This is a genomic window from Bacillus cereus group sp. BfR-BA-01381, from assembly GCF_022663555.1.
GTDB classification, from domain to species: Bacteria; Bacillota; Bacilli; order Bacillales; family Bacillaceae_G; genus Bacillus_A; species Bacillus_A pacificus.
The window spans coordinates 1-22,616 of the sequence record NZ_JAKUFR010000065.1 but is presented as its reverse complement, the minus strand read 5'-3'; the positions used below and the strand labels follow the sequence as shown (position 1 = coordinate 22,616).

The following is a 22,616-nucleotide window of genomic DNA, read 5'->3' as shown; positions in this document are numbered from 1 at the left end:
CATAATGGGCAAGGAGCAATTAATTTATAGTAATTACTCACGAGTTTAGATTATATCATAGTAAGTTAGATGAATCAACTCACCCATACATAAAAAACTTGGCAAACATATAATATATTTGCCAAGCTTATATCTTTATTTTTCCTAGGAAATATTAAATTAAACGTTGAAACGGAAGTGCATAACATCTCCGTCTTTTACGATATACTCTTTTCCTTCTAAACGAACTTTACCAGCTTCTTTTGCAGCTGTCATAGAACCGTTTGTCATTAAGTCTTCGTAAGAAACTGTTTCTGCACGAATAAATCCACGCTCAAAGTCTGTATGAATTACACCAGCACATTGTGGTGCTTTCATACCTTGTTTGAATGTCCATGCACGTACTTCTTGTACACCAGCTGTGAAGTAAGTAGCAAGTCCTAATAAATCATATGCAGCACGAATTAATTGATCTAAACCAGATTCTTCAATGCCCAGTTCTTCAAGGAAGACCTTTTTCTCTTCTTCGTCTAACTCAGCGATTTCTGATTCGATCTTTGCACATACAACGATTACTTGAGAATTTTCATTTGCAGCAAATTCTTTTACCATTTGTACGTATTTATTTTCAGAAGGATCGATAACATCGTCCTCGCTTACGTTTGCTACGTATAGCATTTCTTTCGTTGTCAATAAATGAAGACCTTTCACAATCTTCATTTGCTCTTCTGTAAATTCAACCGTACGAGCTGGTTTTCCCTCTTCGAAAGCTTCTTTTAAACGTACTAAAATTTCATGTTCATATACTGCTTCTTTATCCTTTTGTCTTGCTAATTTCGCAACACGTTCGATACGTTTATCAACTGATTCTAAATCGGCTAAGATTAGTTCTAGGTTGATTGTTTCAATATCATCAATTGGATCTACTTTCCCTGAAACGTGCGTAATATTTTCGTCTTCAAAACAACGAACAACTTGGCAAATTGCATCTACTTGGCGAATGTGAGATAAGAATTTATTTCCTAAACCTTCACCTTTACTAGCACCTTTTACGATACCTGCAATATCAGTAAACTCAAATACAGTCGGAACAGTTTTTTTCGGTTCTACTAATTCCGTTAATTTATTTAAACGCTCATCTGGTACTTCTACAATTCCTACGTTTGGATCAATTGTACAGAATGGATAGTTTGCAGATTCTGCTCCTGCTTGTGTAATTGCATTAAATAAAGTGGACTTCCCTACGTTAGGTAATCCAACAATCCCAGCCGTTAATCCCATATTTTTCACTCCTATGTCTCAATCTTTCATCATTATAGATAGTAACGAAAAAAATGACAAGTTTCCTCCAAACGAAAAAAAGTAACAGCTACCCACTGCAACTGTTACTTTCTCTCTATTCTTCGTGCTTCACAAGTATTTTTTTCACCTTACGATCAAACTCTCTTCGAGGAATCATTACTGAATGGTCACATCCCTCGCACTTAATGCGGATATCCATTCCCATACGAATAATCTTCCAACGATTCTCCCCACATGGGTGGGCTTTCTTCATTTCCACAACATCGTACAAGTTATACTGCTTTTGCTCCATTCTCCAAACCCCTCTCCATACTAAATTGCTTTTTCACTCACTAATTCTTCACGATTATATAAAACCATACGTGGATATGGAATTTCAATACCATGTAAATCTAGACGATTTTTAATTTCTTTACGAAGTGCTCTTGCAATAACTGCATGTTGCATTGGCTCTACTTCAGCAATAACACGTAATATAACTTCTGAGGCAGCTAATGTTTGTACACCTAACAATTGAGGTGTTGTTACCATTTTTTCGTACTTTGCAGGTAATTCTTGTAATAAGTCTTCTATGACTTGCTCTGCTTTCGCTATGTCAGCCTCATACGAAATAGATACATCAACAAATGCTACACTATTACTAACTGAATAGTTCGTAACTTGAATGATACTTCCGTTTGGTAAAGTATGAATTTCACCTGTCCAGCTTTTTACTTTTGTTGTACGAAGTCCAATTTCTAAAACGACCCCTTCAAACTGACCAATTTTTACATAGTCACCGACTGAAAATTGATCTTCTAGCAAGATAAATAACCCTGTAATAACATCTTTTACTAAACTTTGAGCACCAAATCCGACTGCCAAACCAATTACCCCTGCACCGGCTAATAAACCTGATGCATTAATATTAAACACACCCAAAATCGCAATTAACATAATAAACATAACAACGTATGCCACAATATTTTCAAGTAACTTCGCTACTGTAACTGTACGACGTTCTGAAATTTGAATTGGCGAACGACTTCCCATACGAAACGCATTCCGTACAACCGCTCTTGCAATTCGTACTACAATTGCACCAATTGTTAAAATGATACATATTTTTAATGTCGCAATTCCAATATGAGCCCAACGATCAGCATCTAGTAAATACTGTTTCGTAGCATTAAACCACTTCGTTAATAAATCCATGTACCTCTACCTCTCCAGCCAAAATTTCTTTTTAGTTATCCTTCTTATTGTATCAGAAGTCTCCTAATTGCTGAAAAAATTTTATGACTTTAATTCCATTTGTTAACCTACATACAGGTATAAAATGGAACGAATATATATATACTAGTACTATTATTTCCGTTCTCACTTAAATTTTACAGCAAGTACGCACTTATAGTTTTCCATTTTACTCACCATATAACATATTTTGAAAATTTATTAAAAGGATGGGTGCTTCATGAATATTGGAAGTTTTCGCTTACCTTTTTTCGAAAAAGAAACTCAAAATGTTATGCACCAAGATTTAGAAGCCTCCGAGATAATTAGTAACTTCTTACTTTCCCATATCCCTATTAAGACTCATATACCAATTATTCTCGTTTGTATCGGAACAGATCGTTCCACAGGAGATGCACTCGGTCCGTTAGTCGGTACGAAACTAGAACAAGTAGAAATTACAAACTTCCAAGTGTTCGGTACACTAGATGATCCAGTACATGCGCTAAACTTAGAGGAAAAAATTCAGAATATACAGAAAGATAGTCCTACTTCATTTATAATTGCAGTTGATGCCTGTTTAGGAAAGTCTCAAAGTATTGGTTCCATCACTACCGGAATGGGACCTAGTAAACCTGGAGCTGCGATGAATAAGAAATTACCGGCAGTTGGTGATTTACATATTCATGGCATCGTAAATCTAAATGGTTTTATGGAATTTTTCGTCCTGCAAAATACAAGATTAAGTTTAGTTATGAAAATGGCTGATGTAATTGCACAAAGCATAAAAGAAACAGACCAAAAATTATCTGTATTAAAAAAAGCAAACCATCTATAAATAATAAGATGGTTTGCTTTTTAGTTTTTCTGCGCTAATAATTCTAAAATACGATTTAAATCTTCTTTATTGAAAAATTCAATTTCGATTTTACCTTTTTCTTTTTTTGTTTCTTTAATTTTTACATCTGTGCCAAACTTTTCTCTTAAGAATGTTTCGCGTTCTACGAAAAATATATTTCTTTCTTTTTTCACTTGTTTTGTTTCACGTGAAACGCGTTGATTGATCTCCTGAACAATTTTCTCTAATTGACGAACATTTAATCCTTCTTTTTCAATTCGTTTCAATAAAGCTTTCAATTGTTCTTCATCTTTTATCGTAAGCAAGGTTCTCCCATGAGCCATTGAAAGTTGACCATTTGCAATCATATCTTGAACAAAAGAAGGGAGGCTCAATAACCGCGTATAGTTTGCAATGTAAGGTCTACTCTTACCAAGACGTTTTGCTAATTGTTCTTGCGTCACATTTAGCTCATTCATTAACATTTGATATGCCATTGCTTCTTCCATTGGATTTAAATCTTCTCGTTGTAAGTTTTCAAGCAATGCAAACTCCATCATTTGCTGCTCATTTAATTGTCTTACAACGGCAGGTACTTTTTCGAGTCCCGCCTCTTTAGCAGCACGATATCTTCTTTCACCTGCAACAATTTCATATCCTTTAATACTCTTTCTAGCAATTAACGGTTGTAATATGCCGTGCTCTTTAATAGAGGCCGATAATTCCTGAATCGCCTCTTTATTAAAGTGTTTACGTGGTTGATATGGATTCGGCCTTAATTCAGTTATCGTAATCTCCTGAATTGTCTCTTCTTCTTTCACATCTAAATCAGGAAAAAACACATTGATTCCTCTTCCTAATCCTTTAGCCACCTGCAATCACTTCCTCTGCTAAATCTATATATACTTCTGCCCCTCTTGATTTAGCGTCATACTGCATAATTGGTTTCCCATGACTTGGTGCTTCACTCAAACGAACATTACGAGGGATAATTGAACGGTATACTTTATCTCTAAAGTATTTTTTCACTTCATCTATAACTTGAATCCCTAAATTTGTACGGGCATCTAACATTGTTAGCAATACGCCTTGAATTGCTAGGTTTTTATTTAAGTGCTTTTGCACCAGTCGAACTGTATTTAATAGCTGACTTAACCCTTCTAGTGCGTAATATTCGCATTGAACAGGAATAATAACAGAATCTGCTGCAGTTAATGCATTAATCGTTAATAACCCTAAGGACGGGGGACAGTCGATAATAATATAATCATATTCATCACGAACTGGCTGTAATGCCCTTTGCAAACGTACTTCCCGGGAAATAGTCGGTACCAATTCAATTTCAGCACCTGCTAATTGAATTGTAGCGGGTAGAACATCTAAGTTTTCAGTTGCGGTTTTCTGTATAACCCCTTGAACATCTGCATCTTCCACAAGAACATTGTAAATACATTGATCTAATTCGGATTTTTCAATTCCCACACCCGTCGTTGCATTTCCTTGAGCATCAATATCTACAAGAAGGACCTTTTTACCTACTTGTGCCAATCCAGCCCCTAAATTAACAGATGTTGTTGTTTTTCCAACGCCACCCTTTTGATTGGCTATAGCAATGATTTTTCCCATGATGTCACCTACTTTCAACCTTTCTATCTTATTCTAGTAACAATTACGTTTATTGTAACATGAAATAAAAGTTTTTCTTTTACGTCCTTATTAAACTTCAAAATTTATTTCTAAACTCCTTCTTCATCTAACAAGAAAATATAGTAAAAGAGACCTATCCAATAGGATCAGGTCTCTAACACGCCATTATTATTTTTTCTTCGGAATTTGAATTGTAATTTGATAGTACTCGTCAAACTCTTCTTCCTCAGAATTAACATTTAAACCACTGTCAGCAACCATTTGTAATGACTGCCTAATTGTATTCATGGCAATTCTTGTATCTCGACTTACTGCTTTTTGCTTTGCCTTACGCTTCGGTTTTGCTTCCTCTAGTAATTTCGCAATTCGTTCCTCTGTTTGCTTTACATTCAGTTGTTTCTCCACAATTTCCTGTAAAACCTTTAGTTGTAATTCCTCATTCTTTAAAGGGATGAGCGCACGGGCATGGCGTTCTGTAATACTTTTTTCTAATAACGCATTTTTTATTTCTTCAGGCAACTTTAACAATCGCAACTTATTTGCGATTGTGGATTGTCCTTTTCCGAGTCTTTGTGCCAATGCTTCTTGCGTTAAATTATGTAACTCAATTAGCTTTTGATATGCCACAGCTTCCTCGATTGCTGTTAGTTCCTCACGTTGCAAGTTTTCAATTAAAGCCACAGAAGCTGTTTCTGTATCATTTAAGTTTTTTATAATTGCAGGAACTTTTTCCCACCCTAACTTTGTTGCTGCACGGAAACGCCTTTCTCCAGCAATAATCTCGTACTTATCATCCTCATATTGCCTCACAACAATTGGCTGAATAAGTCCGTGTGTACGAATCGTTAATGCTAGTTCCTCAATACGCGCATCATCAAAAACTGTTCGTGGTTGATAACGGTTAGGGGTAATATTTACTATCGGAATTTCTTGTATTTCTTCATATACCTTTTTATCTATTTCTTCATGGCTTTCGTCTTGTAATTCGAATTCGCTCTCTTTATCTCCAAAGCCAAATAAACGAGAAAACGTATTTTTCATACATATTCCACCACCTTTAGGCCTATTGACTATTCTCCATAAAATGTTTCCTATGAAACATTTACGTTTTCATTTATATAATTTAATCTTACGTCTAATAAGATTTATTTTTCAATAGGTAATTTATTGGGTGTTCCCGGTTTGCGTGGATATTTCTTTGGTGTCTTGCGCTTTTTCTCGATTAATAAAATATTACGTTCACTTTCTTCAAACGGTAATTGGAACGTAGACATTTCTTTTAAATCCCCGCCTAGCACCTCTAAAGCATACTTGCCATTTTCAATTTCTTCGTTTGCTGCAGCACCTTTCATTGCAATGAATGTTCCCCCAACTTTTACAAGTGGTAAACATAGCTCACTTAATACTGAAAGACGCGCGACTGCACGTGCCATTACAATATCGTACGCTTCACGTACACCTTCTTTTTTTCCAAATGTCTCAGCACGATCATGACAAAACGCGACGTCACTCAATTCCAACTTTTGTGCTAAATGATTTAAGAAATTAATACGTTTTTGCAATGAGTCTACAATCGTCACTTTTAAATGCGGGAAACAGATTTTTAAAGGAATACTTGGGAATCCAGCTCCTGCGCCAACATCACAAATTGAGAATGGTTTTGAAAAATCGTAATAAAAAGCAGCTGTAATGGAATCAAAAAAGTGTTTTAAATATACTTCCTCTTTTTCCGTAATAGCCGTTAAGTTCATTTTTTCATTCCACTCTACTAATGTTTCGAAGTAGATTTCGAACTGCTCTAACTGTCTAGAAGAGAGGGTGATACCCTTCTCTTCTAGCATAGATTGAAATTGTTCTATGTTCATCTAACAATATCTCCTTACTATTTATTGGTTCGATACTCGCGCAATTTTTCCTTGTTCAATATACACAAGTAAAATGGAAATGTCTGCTGGATTTACGCCCGATATACGTGAAGCCTGCCCCACTGAAAGTGGACGAACATCTTTCAATTTCTGTCTAGCTTCTGACGCAAGGCTAGAAATCGCATCATAATCAATATCGACAGGAATTTTTTTGCTTTCCATCTTCTTCATACGCTCTACTTGCTGTAAAGATTTTTCGATATATCCTTCGTACTTAATCTGAATTTCAACTTGTTCTGTAACTTCATCGCTTAATTCTACTTCACTTGGTACTAAAAGATGGATATGCTCATATGTCATCTCTGGACGACGTAATAAGTCACTTGCACGTATTCCATCTTTCAATTCACTTCCACCAATATTGCGAATTAATTCTTGAACTTCAGGACGTGGTTTAATAATAATGCTACTTAAACGTTCCTTTTCCTGTTCAATTTGTAATTTTTTATTTGTAAATCGCTCATAGCGTTCTTCTTTAATTAATCCAATTTCACGACCAATTTCAGTTAAACGAAGATCCGCATTATCATGGCGTAATAATAGACGATACTCTGCACGAGATGTTAATAAGCGATATGGTTCATTCGTCCCTTTCGTTACAAGATCATCAATTAAGACACCAATATAAGCATCCTCACGACCTAAAATAACTTCTTTCTTACCTAAAGAACGACATGCCGCATTAATTCCGGCCATAAGCCCTTGTCCTGCCGCCTCTTCGTAACCAGAAGTTCCGTTAATTTGTCCTGCTGTATATAAATTTTTAATTTTTTTCGTTTCAAGTGTCGGCCATAGTTGCGTCGGCACAATTGCATCATATTCAATTGCATAACCTGTACGCATCATTTCAACATTTTCTAGACCAGGAATTGTTCTAAGCATATCACGTTGTACGTCTTCTGGTAAGCTTGTGGATAAACCTTGTACGTACACTTCTTGTGTGTTACGTCCTTCTGGCTCTAAGAAAATTTGATGACGTGGCTTATCATTAAACCTTACTACCTTGTCTTCAATTGAAGGACAGTATCTAGGACCTGTTCCCTTAATCATACCAGAATACATAGCTGAGCGATGTAGGTTTTCATCTATTAAACGATGTGTTTCCGTACTTGTATACGTTAACCAACATGGAATTTGATCCATAATAAACTTTGTCGTTTCAAAAGAGAACGCTCGTGGTTTATCATCACCTGGCTGAATTTCTGTTTTACTGTAATCGATCGTATTACTATTTACGCGCGGAGGTGTACCTGTTTTAAATCTAACAAGATCAAATCCAAGCTCCTCTAAATGTTCCGATAAAGTAATAGATGGTTGTTGATTATTTGGACCACTCGAATATTTTAAATCTCCCATAATAATCTCACCACGTAAAAACGTCCCAGTCGTAATTACGACTGTCTTTGCTGTATATTCAGCACCTGCTTGCGTAATTACCCCTTTACATTCGCCGTCTTCAACGATTAAACGCTCTACCATTCCCTGGAACAACGTTAAGTTTGGTGTTTCTTCAATTGTTTTCTTTAATTCATGCTGGTAAGAGAACTTATCTGCTTGTGCTCGAAGTGCACGTACAGCTGGTCCTTTACCTGTATTTAACATACGCATTTGAATATGCGTTTTATCAATGTTGCGTCCCATTTCTCCGCCTAATGCATCAATTTCACGAACAACAATCCCTTTTGCTGGTCCACCAACAGAAGGGTTACATGGCATAAACGCTACCATATCTAAGTTAATTGTTAACATTAATGTTTTGGAGCCCATTCGTGCTGCCGCAAGACCAGCTTCACATCCTGCATGACCTGCACCGATTACTATGACATCGTATGAACCGGCATTGTATCCCATTGTTTATTCCTCCTAATAATCTCTATCTTTCTGAAACATCACTATATTATTTTCCTAAACAAAATTGAGAGAACAACTGGTCAATTAGGCTTTCATGAACAGTGTCACCAGTAATTTCACCAAGTATTTCCCACGTTCTTGTTAAATCAATTTGCACCATATCAATTGGAACACCATTTTCTATCGCCTCAATTGCATCTCCAATTGTTTTTCCTGCTTGTGTTAATAATCCAATATGTCTCGCATTAGAAACATATGTTACATCTGCAGAATCAATTGTTCCTTCAAAGAATAAATCAGCGATTGCCGTTTCAAGCTCATCTATTCCTTGTTCCTCAATTAACGACGTTGTAATAACACGATTCCCCGCTGCCAATTCTATAACACGTTCCACATCGATTGCTTGCGGTAAATCTGTCTTATTTACAATAACAATGAAATCTTTTCCTTGTACGGCACGGAATAGATCTTCATCCTCATTTGTTAAAGCTTCGCTATAATTAACGACAACTAGCACTAAATCAGCTTGACTCATCATTTCTTTTGAACGCTCTACACCAATTCGTTCAACAACATCTTCTGTTTCACGAATTCCAGCTGTATCTATAAGTTTAAGTGGTACACCACGCACATTAACGTACTCTTCAATAACATCACGAGTTGTTCCTGCAATATCAGTTACAATTGCCTTTTTCTCCTGAACGAGACTATTTAATAGCGATGATTTCCCAACATTAGGTCTACCGATGATTGCAGTAGCAATACCTTCACGTAAAATCTTTCCTTGCTTCGATGTTTCTAATATTTTTGCAATTTCAGCACGAACATGTGTAGCTTTCTCAATTAAAATATTATGTGTCATTTCTTCCACGTCATCATATTCCGGGTAATCTATGTTTACCTCAACATGAGCTAACGTTTCTAATATATCCTGACGCAGACGACCGATTAATTTAGATAATCGTCCTTCCATTTGATTAATCGCTACGTTCATTGCACGATCTGTTTTTGCACGGATTAAGTCCATAACAGCTTCTGCTTGTGATAAATCAATACGGCCATTTAAAAAAGCACGTTTTGTAAATTCACCAGGTTCCGCTAATCGTACTCCTTGCGCTAAAATAAGCTGCAATACTTTATTTACTGAAACAAGTCCACCATGACAGTTAATTTCTACTATATTTTCACGTGTAAAAGTCCTTGGTGCACGCATAATAGACACCATTACTTCTTCAATAACCTGATTTGTATCTAAATCAACAATATGACCATAATGAATTGTGTGAGAAGGAACCTCTGTTAAATCCTTCCCTTTAAAAATACGATTAACTTTTTCAATCGCATCATCCCCACTTACTCGAACAATGGCAATTGCACCCTCTCCAAGCGCTGTGGAAATCGCGGCAATTGTATCAAATTCCATGTCCTTTCACCTCACTTGCTTATTTATCTCTATTTCAACATGATTATTTTCTTCACTAAATTATTAGAATACCATAACGAACCTATCTACAAAAGAATAATAACTCATTTTATTATGTCCTCATGTAAAAAACACTAAACTTATTCACAGTGGATAAGTTTAGTGTTTTTTAGTTATCCACACCTATTTTCCCCTCAAAAAAACCGGCACTCAATTGAGTAACCGGTCACTTGGAAGATATTACAACATGTCGATGTGGTTCTTTTCCTTCAGAAGTTGTAATGATATTTTGATGATTAGATAATGCTTGGTGGATAATCTTTCGTTCAAAAGATGGCATAGGCTCCAATACAACTCTTTTTTTCGTACTTACTACTTGTTTTGCTAATCGATAAGAAAGTGCTTCTAACGTAGCTTTTCTTTTACTACGATAATTTTCAGCATCTAATGTGATACCAATGTACTGCTTTGTATTACGATTCGCCACAAGTTTTGTTAAATACTGTAAAGAATTTAAGGTGTTCCCTCTTTTTCCAATCAAAACACCTACATTTTTGCCATGAATTGTAAATTCAACTTCGCGTCCTTTTACAATTTTACTAATCTCAGCTTCCACACCCATATCGTGAATAACATTTTTTAAATACTCTTCACATTCTTGAATTGGATCTTTCTTCAATACAACTTCTACTACTGCAGGTCGGTTCCCAAATAAACCTAAGAACCCTCTCTTACCCTCATCGATAATATTTATATCTACTCGGTCTTTTGAAACATTTAGTTGTCTTAAAGCATCCTGTACTGCCAGCTCGACTGTTTGTCCTTTAGCAGTAATTATACTCACTTGCTTGATCCTCCTGCCTTACTAGCCTTAATTTCCGGCCCTTTGATCAAGTACATTTGAGCGATACCAAAGATATTACCAACAACCCAGTAAAGCGATAATGCAGCTGGGAAGTTAATTGCAAAGATTAAAATCATGATTGGCATTAACCAAATCATCATTGCCATTTGCGGATTTTGACCAGCAGTTCCTGCCATTGCAAGTTTTTGCTGAATAAATGTCGTAATTGCCGCAACAACCGGTAAGATATAGTACGGATCTGCCTGTCCTAAGTCGAACCATAAGAATGTATGCTTACTAATTTCTGATGTTCTCATAATCGCATGGTAAAACGCGAATAAAATAGGCATCTGAACAAAGATTGGTAAACATCCTGCTAATGGATTTACACCATTTTTTTGATATAACTGCATCATTTCTTGTTGTAGTTTTTGCTGCGTTGCTTGATCTTTAGAGCTATATTTCTCTTTTAACTTCACCATTTCTGGTTGTAACGCTTGCATTGCTTTCGTACTCTTCGTTTGTTTAATCATTAATGGTAATAATGCAAAACGAATAATAAGAGTCGTAACAACGATTGCTAAACCATAATTACTACCAAATAAGTTGGCAAAATACGTAATTAACTGAGAAAGCGGGTATACGAAGTATTCATTCCAAATTCCAGTGCTTTTTGGTGTAATTGGCTGATTTACTTCACTACAGCCAGCAGTAATCGCCATTAATACAACAACCATGGCTAGTAAACCTAATTTCTTTTTCAAAGCCTACTCCTCCTTGTATCGGTATGTATATAGTGTAATTCATTTCCTTACGCTACTTTTTTATTCTTTTCATACCAGAGCGTTTAAAGACATGAATTAAGCTTTTCTTTACTTCTTCATATGTCATCTCTGCACAAGGCTTCCTTGCTATTATAACAAAATCTTTTCCAGAATCTATCTCATCTTTTAATTCTGTGATCGACTGGCGAATCATACGTTTAATTCGGTTACGCACTACTGCATTTCCTATTTTCTTGCTGACAGAAAGGCCAATACGAAAGTTTGGCTGCTCTTCTTTATCTAGTTGATAGACAACAAATTGACGATTCGCATTCGATTTTCCTTTTTGAAAAACCGTCTGGAATTCATCATTCTTTTTTATACGATGTTTTTTCTTCATATCAATTGACACTCCTGTAGTTCATCAGCGGAAATTCACTATTATTAGAAAAAAAGACCACTGAACGATCAGTGGTCTACGCAGATAATACTTTTCTTCCTTTACGACGACGAGCTGCTAGCACTTTACGTCCGTTCGCTGTGCTCATACGGCTGCGGAAACCATGTACTTTGCTGCGCTTACGTTTATTTGGTTGGTAAGTTCTTTTCATTATATGACACCTCCCTGAGGAATATCTGTTAAAGACAGTCTTATAAATTATAGTTAATCAACTAGGAAAATGTCAATGGTTCTAGAAATTTTCATCAAATATTCATTTTGAACCTATTCACATACTTTTTCACAGACGCTATATTTCCTTGTGGATAAATATTTTTTCTTGTTTTTTATATCCACAAACTCTTTTCGTACTTTTACACAGTATATCGTGTTGTGGACAAGTTTATTCCACAAGGTATTGATTTTGTGGATAACTTTCTTAATTTCATTGCTATAGCTACTTTTTTTTGATATTATAGTTGTGTTTTCACTTTGAATAAGTTTTCCACATCTTTATCTTATCCACAATTTGTGTATAACATGTGGACAGTTTTAATCACATGTGGGTAAATGATTATCCACATTCGCTTTTTTTGTCGAAAACCCTATCTCATATACAAACGACGTTTTTAGGTTTTAAAATACGTTTCGTATAAATATACATTTTATATTTATTTAGGTTGTACATTTGTTGCGCAACCTTATTCTTTTACCATCTTAGTAAAGGAGGGACACCTTTGGAAAACATCTCTGATTTATGGAACAGCGCCTTAAAAGAACTAGAAAAAAAGGTCAGTAAACCAAGTTATGAAACATGGTTAAAATCAACGACCGCACATAATTTAAAAAAAGATGTATTAACAATTACGGCTCCAAATGAATTCGCCCGCGATTGGCTAGAATCTCATTATTCAGAGCTAATTTCGGAAACACTTTATGATTTAACAGGGGCAAAACTAGCTATTCGCTTTATTATTCCCCAAAGTCAAGCTGAAGAGGAGATCGATCTTCCTCCTTCTAAACCGAATTCAGCACAAGATGATTCTAATCATTTACCACAGAGTATGCTAAATCCAAAATATACGTTTGATACGTTTGTTATTGGCTCTGGTAACCGTTTTGCTCACGCTGCTTCATTGGCCGTAGCCGAAGCGCCAGCTAAAGCATATAATCCCCTCTTTATTTATGGGGGAGTTGGACTTGGAAAGACCCATTTAATGCATGCAATTGGCCATTATGTAATTGAACATAACCCAAATGCCAAAGTTGTATATTTATCATCAGAAAAATTTACAAATGAATTTATTAATTCTATTCGTGATAATAAAGCAGTCGATTTTCGTAATAAATACCGTAATGTGGATGTTTTATTGATAGATGATATTCAATTTTTAGCGGGAAAAGAACAAACTCAAGAAGAGTTTTTCCATACATTCAATGCATTACACGAAGAAAGTAAACAAATTGTAATTTCCAGTGATCGGCCACCAAAAGAAATTCCAACTTTAGAAGATCGTCTTCGTTCTCGCTTTGAATGGGGACTCATTACGGATATTACGCCACCAGATTTAGAAACACGAATTGCAATTTTGCGCAAAAAGGCAAAGGCTGAAGGACTTGATATACCAAATGAGGTCATGCTTTATATTGCAAATCAAATCGATTCAAATATTCGTGAACTAGAAGGTGCACTCATCCGAGTTGTAGCTTATTCATCTTTAATTAATAAAGATATTAATGCTGATTTAGCAGCTGAAGCACTTAAAGATATTATTCCAAATTCTAAACCAAAAATTATCTCCATTTATGATATTCAAAAAGCTGTCGGAGATGTTTATCAAGTAAAATTGGAAGATTTCAAGGCGAAAAAGCGAACGAAATCAGTTGCCTTCCCTCGCCAAATTGCAATGTATTTATCACGTGAACTGACAGACTCCTCCTTACCTAAAATAGGTGAAGAATTCGGTGGACGCGATCATACAACCGTTATCCATGCTCATGAAAAAATTTCTAAGCTACTTAAGACGGACACGCAATTACAAAAGCAAGTTGAAGAAATTAACGATATTTTAAAGTAGTAGCTGAATAGTGTGAATAACTTTCCTTGTTTTACGCACAGTCTATCCACATGTAGATAGACTGTTTTTACATCTCTCAACGGAGTTATCCACATATCCACAAGCCCTATTACTATTACTACTATTTTTTATCTTTATTAATTAAATAAAATCTTATACTTACCGGAGGTTTTTCTTTATGCGTTTTACAATACAAAAAGACTATCTTGTAAGAAGTGTACAAGATGTAATGAAGGCTGTTTCTTCTCGTACAACAATTCCAATCCTTACAGGAATTAAAGTTGTAGCTACGGAAGAAGGCGTTACGTTAACAGGAAGCGATGCTGATATTTCGATTGAATCTTTTATCCCAGTTGAAGAGGATGGAAAAGAAATCGTAGAAGTGAAACAATCAGGAAGTATTGTTTTACAGGCGAAATATTTTAGTGAAATTGTAAAAAAATTACCTAAAGAAACTGTAGAAATTTCTGTAGAAAATCATTTAATGACAAAAATAACTTCTGGGAAATCAGAGTTTAATTTAAATGGTTTAGATTCTGCAGAATATCCGTTGTTACCACAAATTGAAGAACATCATGTTTTTAAGATTCCGACGGATTTACTTAAACATATGATCAGACAAACTGTATTTGCAGTTTCCACTTCTGAAACAAGACCGATCTTGACAGGTGTAAACTGGAAGGTATATAACAGCGAACTAACTTGCATTGCTACAGATAGTCACAGGTTAGCTCTTCGAAAAGCAAAAATTGAAGGCATTGCAGATGAATTCCAAGCAAATGTTGTTATTCCGGGGAAAAGCTTAAATGAATTAAGCAAAATTCTAGATGAGTCTGAAGAAATGGTAGATATCGTTATTACGGAGTATCAAGTATTATTCCGTACAAAACATTTATTATTCTTCTCAAGATTGTTAGAAGGAAATTATCCTGATACAACTCGCTTAATTCCAGCGGAGAGTAAAACAGATATTTTTGTAAATACAAAAGAATTTTTACAAGCAATTGATCGTGCATCTCTGTTAGCAAGAGATGGTCGTAATAATGTTGTGAAATTATCAACTTTAGAGCAGGCAATGCTAGAAATTTCTTCGAATTCACCAGAAATCGGAAAAGTAGTAGAAGAAGTTCAATGTGAAAAAGTAGATGGGGAAGAGTTAAAAATATCTTTTAGTGCAAAATATATGATGGATGCACTAAAAGCATTAGATAGTACTGAAATTAAGATTAGCTTTACTGGAGCAATGAGACCATTCTTAATTCGTACAGTAAATGATGAATCCATTATTCAATTAATTTTACCGGTTCGTACTTACTAAGTAAGAAATAAGGGTTGCTAGTTTTCAGATGCTAGTAGCCCTTATTTGATTTTTGGGTATTACTTTCCTAATGCTAGTTTATTTAGTACAATGAAAGAATGAACACTTTCAGAAAGTGAGCGATTTTATGAAACGTATTAAAATTTCAACAGAGTATATTACACTAGGACAATTTTTAAAGTTAGCCGATGTAATTGATACAGGTGGCGCTGTAAAATGGTTTTTACAAGAATATGAAGTGTACGTGAATCAAGAACTTGAAAATAGAAGAGGTCGCAAACTATATGCGAACGATATTATTGAAATTCCAGGAAGCGGAAGTTTCCAAGTTCAGTCATAAAGGGGGAGCCCCTTGTTTATTTCAGAAATACAATTAAAAAACTATCGCAATTATGAAAATTTAGAGCTTTCCTTTGAAGATAAGGTAAATGTAATTATCGGCGAGAATGCGCAAGGGAAAACGAATTTGATGGAAGCTATTTATGTTTTAGCGATGGCGAAATCTCATAGAACTTCTAATGATCGCGAGCTTATCCGTTGGGATGAAGATTTCGGTCAAATTAAAGGAAAGCTACAAAAGAGAAATAGTTCTTTGTCTTTGGAATTAAATATCTCGAAAAAAGGTAAAAAGGCAAAATTAAATCAACTTGAACAACAAAAATTGAGTCAATATATTGGCGTGATGAATGTTGTCATGTTTGCCCCAGAAGATTTAAATCTTGTAAAAGGAAGCCCTCAAGTAAGAAGACGCTTTTTAGATATGGAATTAGGCCAAATAGCTCCGGTCTATTTGTATGAATTGAGTCAATATCAAAAGGTGCTCACACAACGAAATCACTTGCTGAAAAAGATGCAAGGGAATAGTAAGAATGAGGAAACGATGTTGGATGTATTTACACTTCAACTTATTGAGCATGGTACAAAAATTTTGCAAAAACGCTTTGAATTTTTGCATTTACTACAAGAATGGGCAGCTCCAATTCATCGTGGTATAAGCCGTGGGCTAGAAGAATTAGAAATTGTCTATAAACCGAGCGTAGATGTATCAGAATCAATGGATTTGTCGAAAATAAAAGAAGTATACTATGAAAGTTTTCAATCCGTGAAACAACGTGAAATTTTCCGTGGTACGACTTTAATTGGTCCTCATCGTGATGATTTACAATTCTTCGTTAATAGTAAAAATGTTCAAGTCTTTGGTTCGCAAGGACAACAACGAACGACCGCACTGTCCCTAAAATTAGCTGAAATTGAATTGATTTACTCAGAAGTTAAGGAATATCCGATTCTTCTATTGGATGATGTATTATCAGAATTAGATGATTATCGTCAATCGCATCTGTTAAATACAATTCAAGGAAAAGTGCAAACATTTGTGACAACGACGAGTGTCGACGGAATTGAACACGAAACATTAAAAGAAGCGAAAACAATTCATGTAACGAACGGCACGGTAGATTGTGAAATAGATAGGGCATAATCCCTGTTTAAATGGAAAAGTAGGTGATCTTTGTGTCAATGGAACAAAAGCAAATGCAAGAAAATTCATATGATGAAAGTCAAATACAGGTACTTGAAGGACTAGAAGCAGTTCGAAAACGCCCTGGTATGTATATTGGATCTACAAGCGGAAAAGGACTTCACCATCTTGTATGGGAAATCGTCGATAATAGTATTGATGAGGCACTTGCAGGGTACTGTGATGAAATTAACGTTAGTATCGAAGAAGATAATAGTATTCGTGTAACGGATAATGGACGTGGTATTCCAGTTGGTATACAAGAAAAAATGGGACGTCCTGCTGTAGAAGTTATTATGACCGTTCTTCATGCCGGTGGTAAGTTTGGCGGCGGCGGTTATAAAGTTTCTGGTGGTCTGCATGGTGTTGGGGCATCTGTAGTAAATGCCCTATCAACAGAACTAGAGGTGTTTGTACATCGTGAAGGTAAAATCCATTATCAAAAATACGAAAGAGGTATTCCGGTTGCGGATTTAAAAGTCATTGGTGACACAGATCAAACAGGAACGATAACTCGATTTAAACCAGATCCAGAAATTTTTCAGGAAACAACAGTATACGAATTTGATACGCTAGCAACTCGTATGCGTGAATTAGCATTTTTAAATCGTAATATTAAATTGACGATTGAAGATAAACGTGAACATAAGCAAAAGAAAGAATTCCATTATGAAGGTGGAATTAAATCATACGTTGAGCATTTGAATCGCTCAAAACAACCAATCCATGAAGAACCTGTATATGTAGAAGGATCAAAAGATGGTATTCAAGTTGAGGTTTCCTTACAGTATAACGAAGGATATACAAATAATATTTACTCATTTACGAATAACATTCATACGTATGAAGGTGGAACACATGAAGTTGGGTTTAAAACAGCTTTAACTCGCGTGATTAACGATTATGGACGTAAAAATAGTATTTTAAAAGATGCAGACAGTAACTTAACGGGTGAGGATGTTCGTGAAGGTTTAACTGCAATTGTATCAATTAAACATCCAAACCCACAATTTGAAGGACAAACGAAGACGAAACTTGGGAATAGTGAAGCGAGAACGATTACAGAGTCTGTGTTTTCAGAGGCATTTGAAAAGTTCTTACTAGAAAACCCGAATGTTGCACGAAAAATCGTAGAAAAAGGTACAATGGCAGCACGTGCACGTGTTGCAGCGAAAAAAGCGCGTGAATTGACACGTCGCAAGAGCGCATTAGAAGTTTCAAGTTTACCTGGTAAATTAGCAGATTGTTCTTCGAAAGATCCAGCAATTAGTGAAATTTACATTGTAGAGGGTGACTCTGCCGGAGGATCAGCAAAGCAAGGTCGTGACCGTCACTTCCAAGCGATTTTACCGCTAAAAGGTAAAATTATTAACGTTGAAAAAGCAAGATTAGATAAAATTTTATCTAACGATGAAGTGCGTACAATTATTACTGCAATTGGTACGAACATTGGCGGAGATTTTGATATTGAAAAAGCTCGTTATCATAAAGTTATTATTATGACAGATGCCGACGTAGATGGTGCGCATATTCGTACCCTATTATTAACGTTCTTCTATCGTTATATGCGTCAAATTATTGAACATGGTTATATCTATATTGCACAGCCACCGTTGTTTAAAGTACAACAAGGTAAAAAAATTCAATATGCTTATAATGAGAAAGAGCTTGAAAAGATTTTAGCTGAATTACCAGCTCAACCGAAACCTGGTATCCAACGTTACAAAGGTTTAGGAGAAATGAACCCAACTCAGCTTTGGGAAACGACAATGGACCCAGAAGTACGTTCATTACTTCAAGTTTCCCTTCAAGATGCAATTGAAGCAGATGAAACATTTGAAATTTTAATGGGGGATAAAGTAGAGCCACGCCGTAACTTTATCCAAGAAAATGCAAAATACGTGAAAAACCTTGATATTTAAATGAGTAATGACAGGAATCTGAGTATTCCTGTCTTCTACATATAAATCAATGTATGTGTAACGGAAATGTAAGAGGAGGTGCTCGTTGATGTCAGACAATCAACAACAAGCACGAATTCGAGAAATTAATATTAGCCATGAAATGCGTACCTCATTTTTAGATTACGCAATGAGTGTTATCGTATCTCGTGCATTACCAGATGTTCGTGATGGATTAAAACCTGTGCATCGTAGGGTTCTATATGCGATGAATGATTTAGGAATTACGGCTGATAAAGCGTATAAGAAATCAGCTCGTATTGTTGGTGAAGTAATCGGTAAGTATCACCCTCATGGTGATTCAGCTGTTTATGAAACGATGGTACGTATGGCGCAAGATTTCAGTCAACGTTATATGCTTGTTGATGGGCATGGTAACTTTGGATCTGTCGATGGAGATTCAGCGGCAGCGATGCGTTATACAGAAGCAAGAATGTCTAAGATTTCTATGGAATTAATTCGTGATATTTCAAAAAATACGATTGATTATCAAGATAACTATGATGGTTCTGAAAGAGAGCCGATTGTATTACCAGCGCGTTTTCCTAACTTACTAGTAAATGGTACGACAGGTATTGCAGTTGGTATGGCAACGAATATTCCGCCGCATCAACTTGGCGAAGTAATTGATGGAGTATTGGCATTAAGTCATAATCCTGATATTACTATTGCAGAATTAATGGAGTGCATTCCAGGACCAGATTTCCCGACGGCAGGTTTAATTTTAGGAAGAAGTGGTATTCGTAGAGCGTATGAAACAGGACGCGGTTCTATTATACTTCGTGCTAAAGTTGAAATTGAAGAGAAGTCAAATGGCAAACAATCTATTATCGTAACGGAACTACCTTATCAAGTGAATAAGGCGCGATTAATTGAAAAAATTGCAGAATTAGTTCGCGATAAGAAAATTGAAGGTATTACAGATTTACGTGATGAATCAGATCGAAATGGTATGCGTATTGTTATGGAAGTACGTCGTGATGCCAATGCTAATGTATTATTAAATAACTTATATAAACATACAGCACTTCAAACAAGCTTTGGTATTAACATGCTGTCTCTTGTAAATGGAGAGCCGCAAGTACTGAACTTAAAACAAAATTTATATCATTACTTGGAACATCAAAAAGTAGTAATTCGTAGACGTACTGCTTATGAACTAGAAAAAGCAGAAGCGCGTGCTCATATTTTAGAAGGGTTACGAATTGCCTTAGACCACCTGGATGAAGTTATTACATTAATTCGTAGTTCGAAAACAGCGGAAATTGCAAAGCAAGGTTTAATGGAGCGTTTCGGCTTAAGTGAAAAACAAGCGCAAGCTATTTTAGATATGCGTTTACAACGTTTAACAGGATTAGAACGCGAAAAAATTGAACAAGAATATCAAGATTTAATGAAGTTAATCGCTGAATTAAAAGCGATCTTAGCGGATGAAGAAAAGGTTCTTGAGATTATTCGTGAAGAATTAACGGAAGTAAAAGAGCGCTTCAATGATAAGAGACGCACGGAAATTACAATTGGTGGTATGGAGTCTATTGAAGATGAAGACTTGATTCCAGAACAAAACATCGCTATTACGTTAACTCATAATGGTTATATTAAGAGGTTACCAGCTTCTACGTACAAAACACAGAACCGTGGCGGACGTGGTGTGCAAGGAATGGGAACAAATGATGATGATTTCGTAGAGCATTTATTAACTACTTCTACGCATGATCATATTCTATTCTTCACTAATAAGGGGAAAGTATACCGTACGAAAGGATATGAAATCCCAGAGTATAGTCGTACAGCGAAAGGTATACCTATTATTAACCTATTAGGTGTAGATAAGGGTGAATGGATTAACGCGATTATTCCAATTCGCGAATTTGGTGACGATGAGTTCTTATTCTTCACAACAAAACAAGGTATCTCTAAGAGAACGCCACTTTCATCATTTGCGAATATACGTACAAATGGTTTGATTGCAATCTCTCTTCGTGAAGAGGATGAAGTAATATCTGTACGTTTAACATCTGGTGATAAGGATATTATTGTAGGAACAAGTAATGGTATGCTAATTCGTTTTAACGAGCAAGATGTGCGTTCTATGGGACGTAATGCGGCTGGTGTAAAAGCAATTACATTAGGTGAAGAAGATCAAGTTGTAGGTATGGAAATTGTCGAAGAGGATGTAAATGTTTTAATTGTAACGAAAAATGGTTATGGAAAACGTACGCCAATTGATGAATACCGTCTACAAAGCCGTGGTGGTAAAGGTCTGAAGACTTGTAATATTACAGATAAAAACGGTAAATTAGTAGCTGTTAAATCTGTAACAGGTGAAGAAGATATCATGTTAATTACAGCAGCGGGTGTTATTATTCGTATGCCGGTTGATCAAATCTCTCAAATGGGACGTAATACACAAGGTGTTCGTCTAATTCGATTAGAGGATGAGCAAGAGGTAGCGACAGTAGCAAAAGCACAAAAAGATGATGAGGAAGAAACGAGCGAAGAGGTTTCTTCAGAAGAATAAGAGGGGAGATATCTCCTCTCTTTATTTTTTTATAATAATACTTGCATAGGGAAGAGAAAGTCTATATAATAGGCAGAGTCAGCAAATGATAGATACAAGTTATCGAAAAAAACTTGTTGACGAAAATGATATACTGTGATATATTATAAAAGTCGCTGAAACGCGATGTTGAACTTTGAAAACTAAACGAAACAAACAACGTGAAACGTCAATTTTTATTTTAGATGCTAGACAAACTAACTTTATTGGAGAGTTTGATCCTGGCTCAGGATGAACGCTGGCGGCGTGCCTAATACATGCAAGTCGAGCGAATGGATTAAGAGCTTGCTCTTATGAAGTTAGCGGCGGACGGGTGAGTAACACGTGGGTAACCTGCCCATAAGACTGGGATAACTCCGGGAAACCGGGGCTAATACCGGATAACATTTTGAACCGCATGGTTCGGAATTGAAAGGCGGCTTCGGCTGTCACTTATGGATGGACCCGCGTCGCATTAGCTAGTTGGTGAGGTAACGGCTCACCAAGGCAACGATGCGTAGCCGACCTGAGAGGGTGATCGGCCACACTGGGACTGAGACACGGCCCAGACTCCTACGGGAGGCAGCAGTAGGGAATCTTCCGCAATGGACGAAAGTCTGACGGAGCAACGCCGCGTGAGTGATGAAGGCTTTCGGGTCGTAAAACTCTGTTGTTAGGGAAGAACAAGTGCTAGTTGAATAAGCTGGCACCTTGACGGTACCTAACCAGAAAGCCACGGCTAACTACGTGCCAGCAGCCGCGGTAATACGTAGGTGGCAAGCGTTATCCGGAATTATTGGGCGTAAAGCGCGCGCAGGTGGTTTCTTAAGTCTGATGTGAAAGCCCACGGCTCAACCGTGGAGGGTCATTGGAAACTGGGAGACTTGAGTGCAGAAGAGGAAAGTGGAATTCCATGTGTAGCGGTGAAATGCGTAGAGATATGGAGGAACACCAGTGGCGAAGGCGACTTTCTGGTC

At 36.3% G+C, this 22,616-nt stretch carries 20 protein-coding genes and 1 rRNA gene; 8 read left to right on the top strand and 13 right to left on the bottom strand.

Annotated elements, in window-relative coordinates; translation table 11 throughout:
- Nucleotides 1–159: 159 nt before the first annotated feature.
- The 3 genes from ychF to MR079_RS20100 form a co-directional block, all read right to left on the bottom strand.
- Nucleotides 160–1,260, bottom strand: a complete 1,101-nt coding sequence (gene ychF, locus MR079_RS20110) for a redox-regulated ATPase YchF (RefSeq protein WP_000524669.1) — start codon at nt 1,258–1,260, stop codon at nt 160–162.
- Between the two features lie 115 nt (nt 1,261–1,375).
- Complete coding sequence (locus MR079_RS20105) at nt 1,376–1,573, bottom strand: DUF951 domain-containing protein (protein WP_000436051.1); 198 nt, start codon at nt 1,571–1,573, stop codon at nt 1,376–1,378.
- Nucleotides 1,574–1,593: 20 nt separating this feature from the next.
- A complete protein-coding gene (locus tag MR079_RS20100) occupies nt 1,594–2,475 on the bottom strand; it encodes a mechanosensitive ion channel family protein (RefSeq protein ID WP_087955263.1) in 882 nt (293 codons plus the stop codon).
- Between the two features lie 259 nt (nt 2,476–2,734).
- On the opposite strand from MR079_RS20100, the gene yyaC reads away from it, so the two are divergent.
- Complete coding sequence (gene yyaC, locus MR079_RS20095) at nt 2,735–3,331, top strand: spore protease YyaC (protein ID WP_139868624.1); 597 nt, start codon at nt 2,735–2,737, stop codon at nt 3,329–3,331.
- A gap of 20 nt (nt 3,332–3,351) precedes the next feature.
- Here yyaC and spo0J read toward each other — a convergent pair whose 3' ends face one another.
- From spo0J to rpmH, 10 genes are all read right to left on the bottom strand, one after another.
- Entirely contained in the window at nt 3,352–4,203 is an 852-nt protein-coding gene (spo0J, locus tag MR079_RS20090; protein WP_087955265.1) for a stage 0 sporulation protein Spo0J, read from the bottom strand.
- Nucleotides 4,196–4,957: a sporulation initiation inhibitor protein Soj gene (gene soj / locus MR079_RS20085; protein ID WP_000516114.1), complete on the bottom strand. Its 762-nt coding sequence runs from the start codon at nt 4,955–4,957 to the stop codon at nt 4,196–4,198. The genes spo0J and soj overlap by 8 nt, the downstream gene beginning before the upstream one ends.
- 189 nt (nt 4,958–5,146) lie before the next feature.
- Entirely contained in the window at nt 5,147–6,019 is an 873-nt protein-coding gene (gene noc, locus MR079_RS20080; RefSeq protein ID WP_000799023.1) for a nucleoid occlusion protein, read from the bottom strand.
- 104 nt (nt 6,020–6,123) lie between these two features.
- Nucleotides 6,124–6,843, bottom strand: coding sequence for a 16S rRNA (guanine(527)-N(7))-methyltransferase RsmG (gene rsmG, locus MR079_RS20075; protein ID WP_001019621.1), 720 nt, complete (start codon nt 6,841–6,843; stop codon nt 6,124–6,126).
- 21 nt (nt 6,844–6,864) lie between these two features.
- Nucleotides 6,865–8,754, bottom strand: coding sequence for a tRNA uridine-5-carboxymethylaminomethyl(34) synthesis enzyme MnmG (mnmG, locus tag MR079_RS20070; RefSeq protein ID WP_139868628.1), 1,890 nt, complete (start codon nt 8,752–8,754; stop codon nt 6,865–6,867).
- A 46-nt stretch (nt 8,755–8,800) separates the two neighbouring features.
- Entirely contained in the window at nt 8,801–10,177 is a 1,377-nt protein-coding gene (mnmE, locus tag MR079_RS20065; RefSeq protein WP_242294498.1) for a tRNA uridine-5-carboxymethylaminomethyl(34) synthesis GTPase MnmE, read from the bottom strand.
- Between the two features lie 226 nt (nt 10,178–10,403).
- Entirely contained in the window at nt 10,404–11,021 is a 618-nt protein-coding gene (gene jag / locus MR079_RS20060) for an RNA-binding cell elongation regulator Jag/EloR (protein WP_139868632.1), read from the bottom strand.
- Nucleotides 11,018–11,785: a YidC family membrane integrase SpoIIIJ gene (gene spoIIIJ, locus MR079_RS20055; protein ID WP_098320360.1), complete on the bottom strand. Its 768-nt coding sequence runs from the start codon at nt 11,783–11,785 to the stop codon at nt 11,018–11,020. The genes jag and spoIIIJ overlap by 4 nt, the downstream gene beginning before the upstream one ends.
- Before the next feature lie 52 nt (nt 11,786–11,837).
- Nucleotides 11,838–12,185 carry a ribonuclease P protein component gene (rnpA, locus tag MR079_RS20050; protein ID WP_029440294.1) on the bottom strand — a complete coding sequence of 116 codons (348 nt, stop codon included), beginning with the start codon at nt 12,183–12,185 and terminating at the stop codon, nt 11,838–11,840.
- Between the two features lie 76 nt (nt 12,186–12,261).
- Nucleotides 12,262–12,396: a 50S ribosomal protein L34 gene (rpmH, locus tag MR079_RS20045; protein ID WP_000831901.1), complete on the bottom strand. Its 135-nt coding sequence runs from the start codon at nt 12,394–12,396 to the stop codon at nt 12,262–12,264.
- A 565-nt stretch (nt 12,397–12,961) separates the two neighbouring features.
- On the opposite strand from rpmH, the gene dnaA reads away from it, so the two are divergent.
- The 7 genes from dnaA to MR079_RS20010 form a co-directional block, all read left to right on the top strand.
- Entirely contained in the window at nt 12,962–14,302 is a 1,341-nt protein-coding gene (dnaA, locus tag MR079_RS20040; RefSeq protein ID WP_000428025.1) for a chromosomal replication initiator protein DnaA, read from the top strand.
- Nucleotides 14,303–14,480: 178 nt separating this feature from the next.
- Nucleotides 14,481–15,620 (top strand): DNA polymerase III subunit beta, encoded by a 1,140-nt coding sequence (gene dnaN / locus MR079_RS20035; RefSeq protein ID WP_001212891.1) that lies wholly within the window; start codon nt 14,481–14,483, stop codon nt 15,618–15,620.
- A gap of 127 nt (nt 15,621–15,747) precedes the next feature.
- Entirely contained in the window at nt 15,748–15,960 is a 213-nt protein-coding gene (yaaA, locus tag MR079_RS20030; protein WP_000821367.1) for a S4 domain-containing protein YaaA, read from the top strand.
- Between the two features lie 12 nt (nt 15,961–15,972).
- Nucleotides 15,973–17,100, top strand: coding sequence for a DNA replication/repair protein RecF (recF, locus tag MR079_RS20025; protein ID WP_087955268.1), 1,128 nt, complete (start codon nt 15,973–15,975; stop codon nt 17,098–17,100).
- Nucleotides 17,101–17,138: 38 nt separating this feature from the next.
- Nucleotides 17,139–19,061, top strand: coding sequence for a DNA topoisomerase (ATP-hydrolyzing) subunit B (gene gyrB, locus MR079_RS20020; RefSeq protein WP_000435993.1), 1,923 nt, complete (start codon nt 17,139–17,141; stop codon nt 19,059–19,061).
- Between the two features lie 88 nt (nt 19,062–19,149).
- Nucleotides 19,150–21,621 (top strand): DNA gyrase subunit A, encoded by a 2,472-nt coding sequence (gyrA, locus tag MR079_RS20015; RefSeq protein ID WP_001282851.1) that lies wholly within the window; start codon nt 19,150–19,152, stop codon nt 21,619–21,621.
- A gap of 242 nt (nt 21,622–21,863) precedes the next feature.
- Nucleotides 21,864–22,616 (top strand): 16S ribosomal RNA (locus tag MR079_RS20010); the annotation flags it as partial.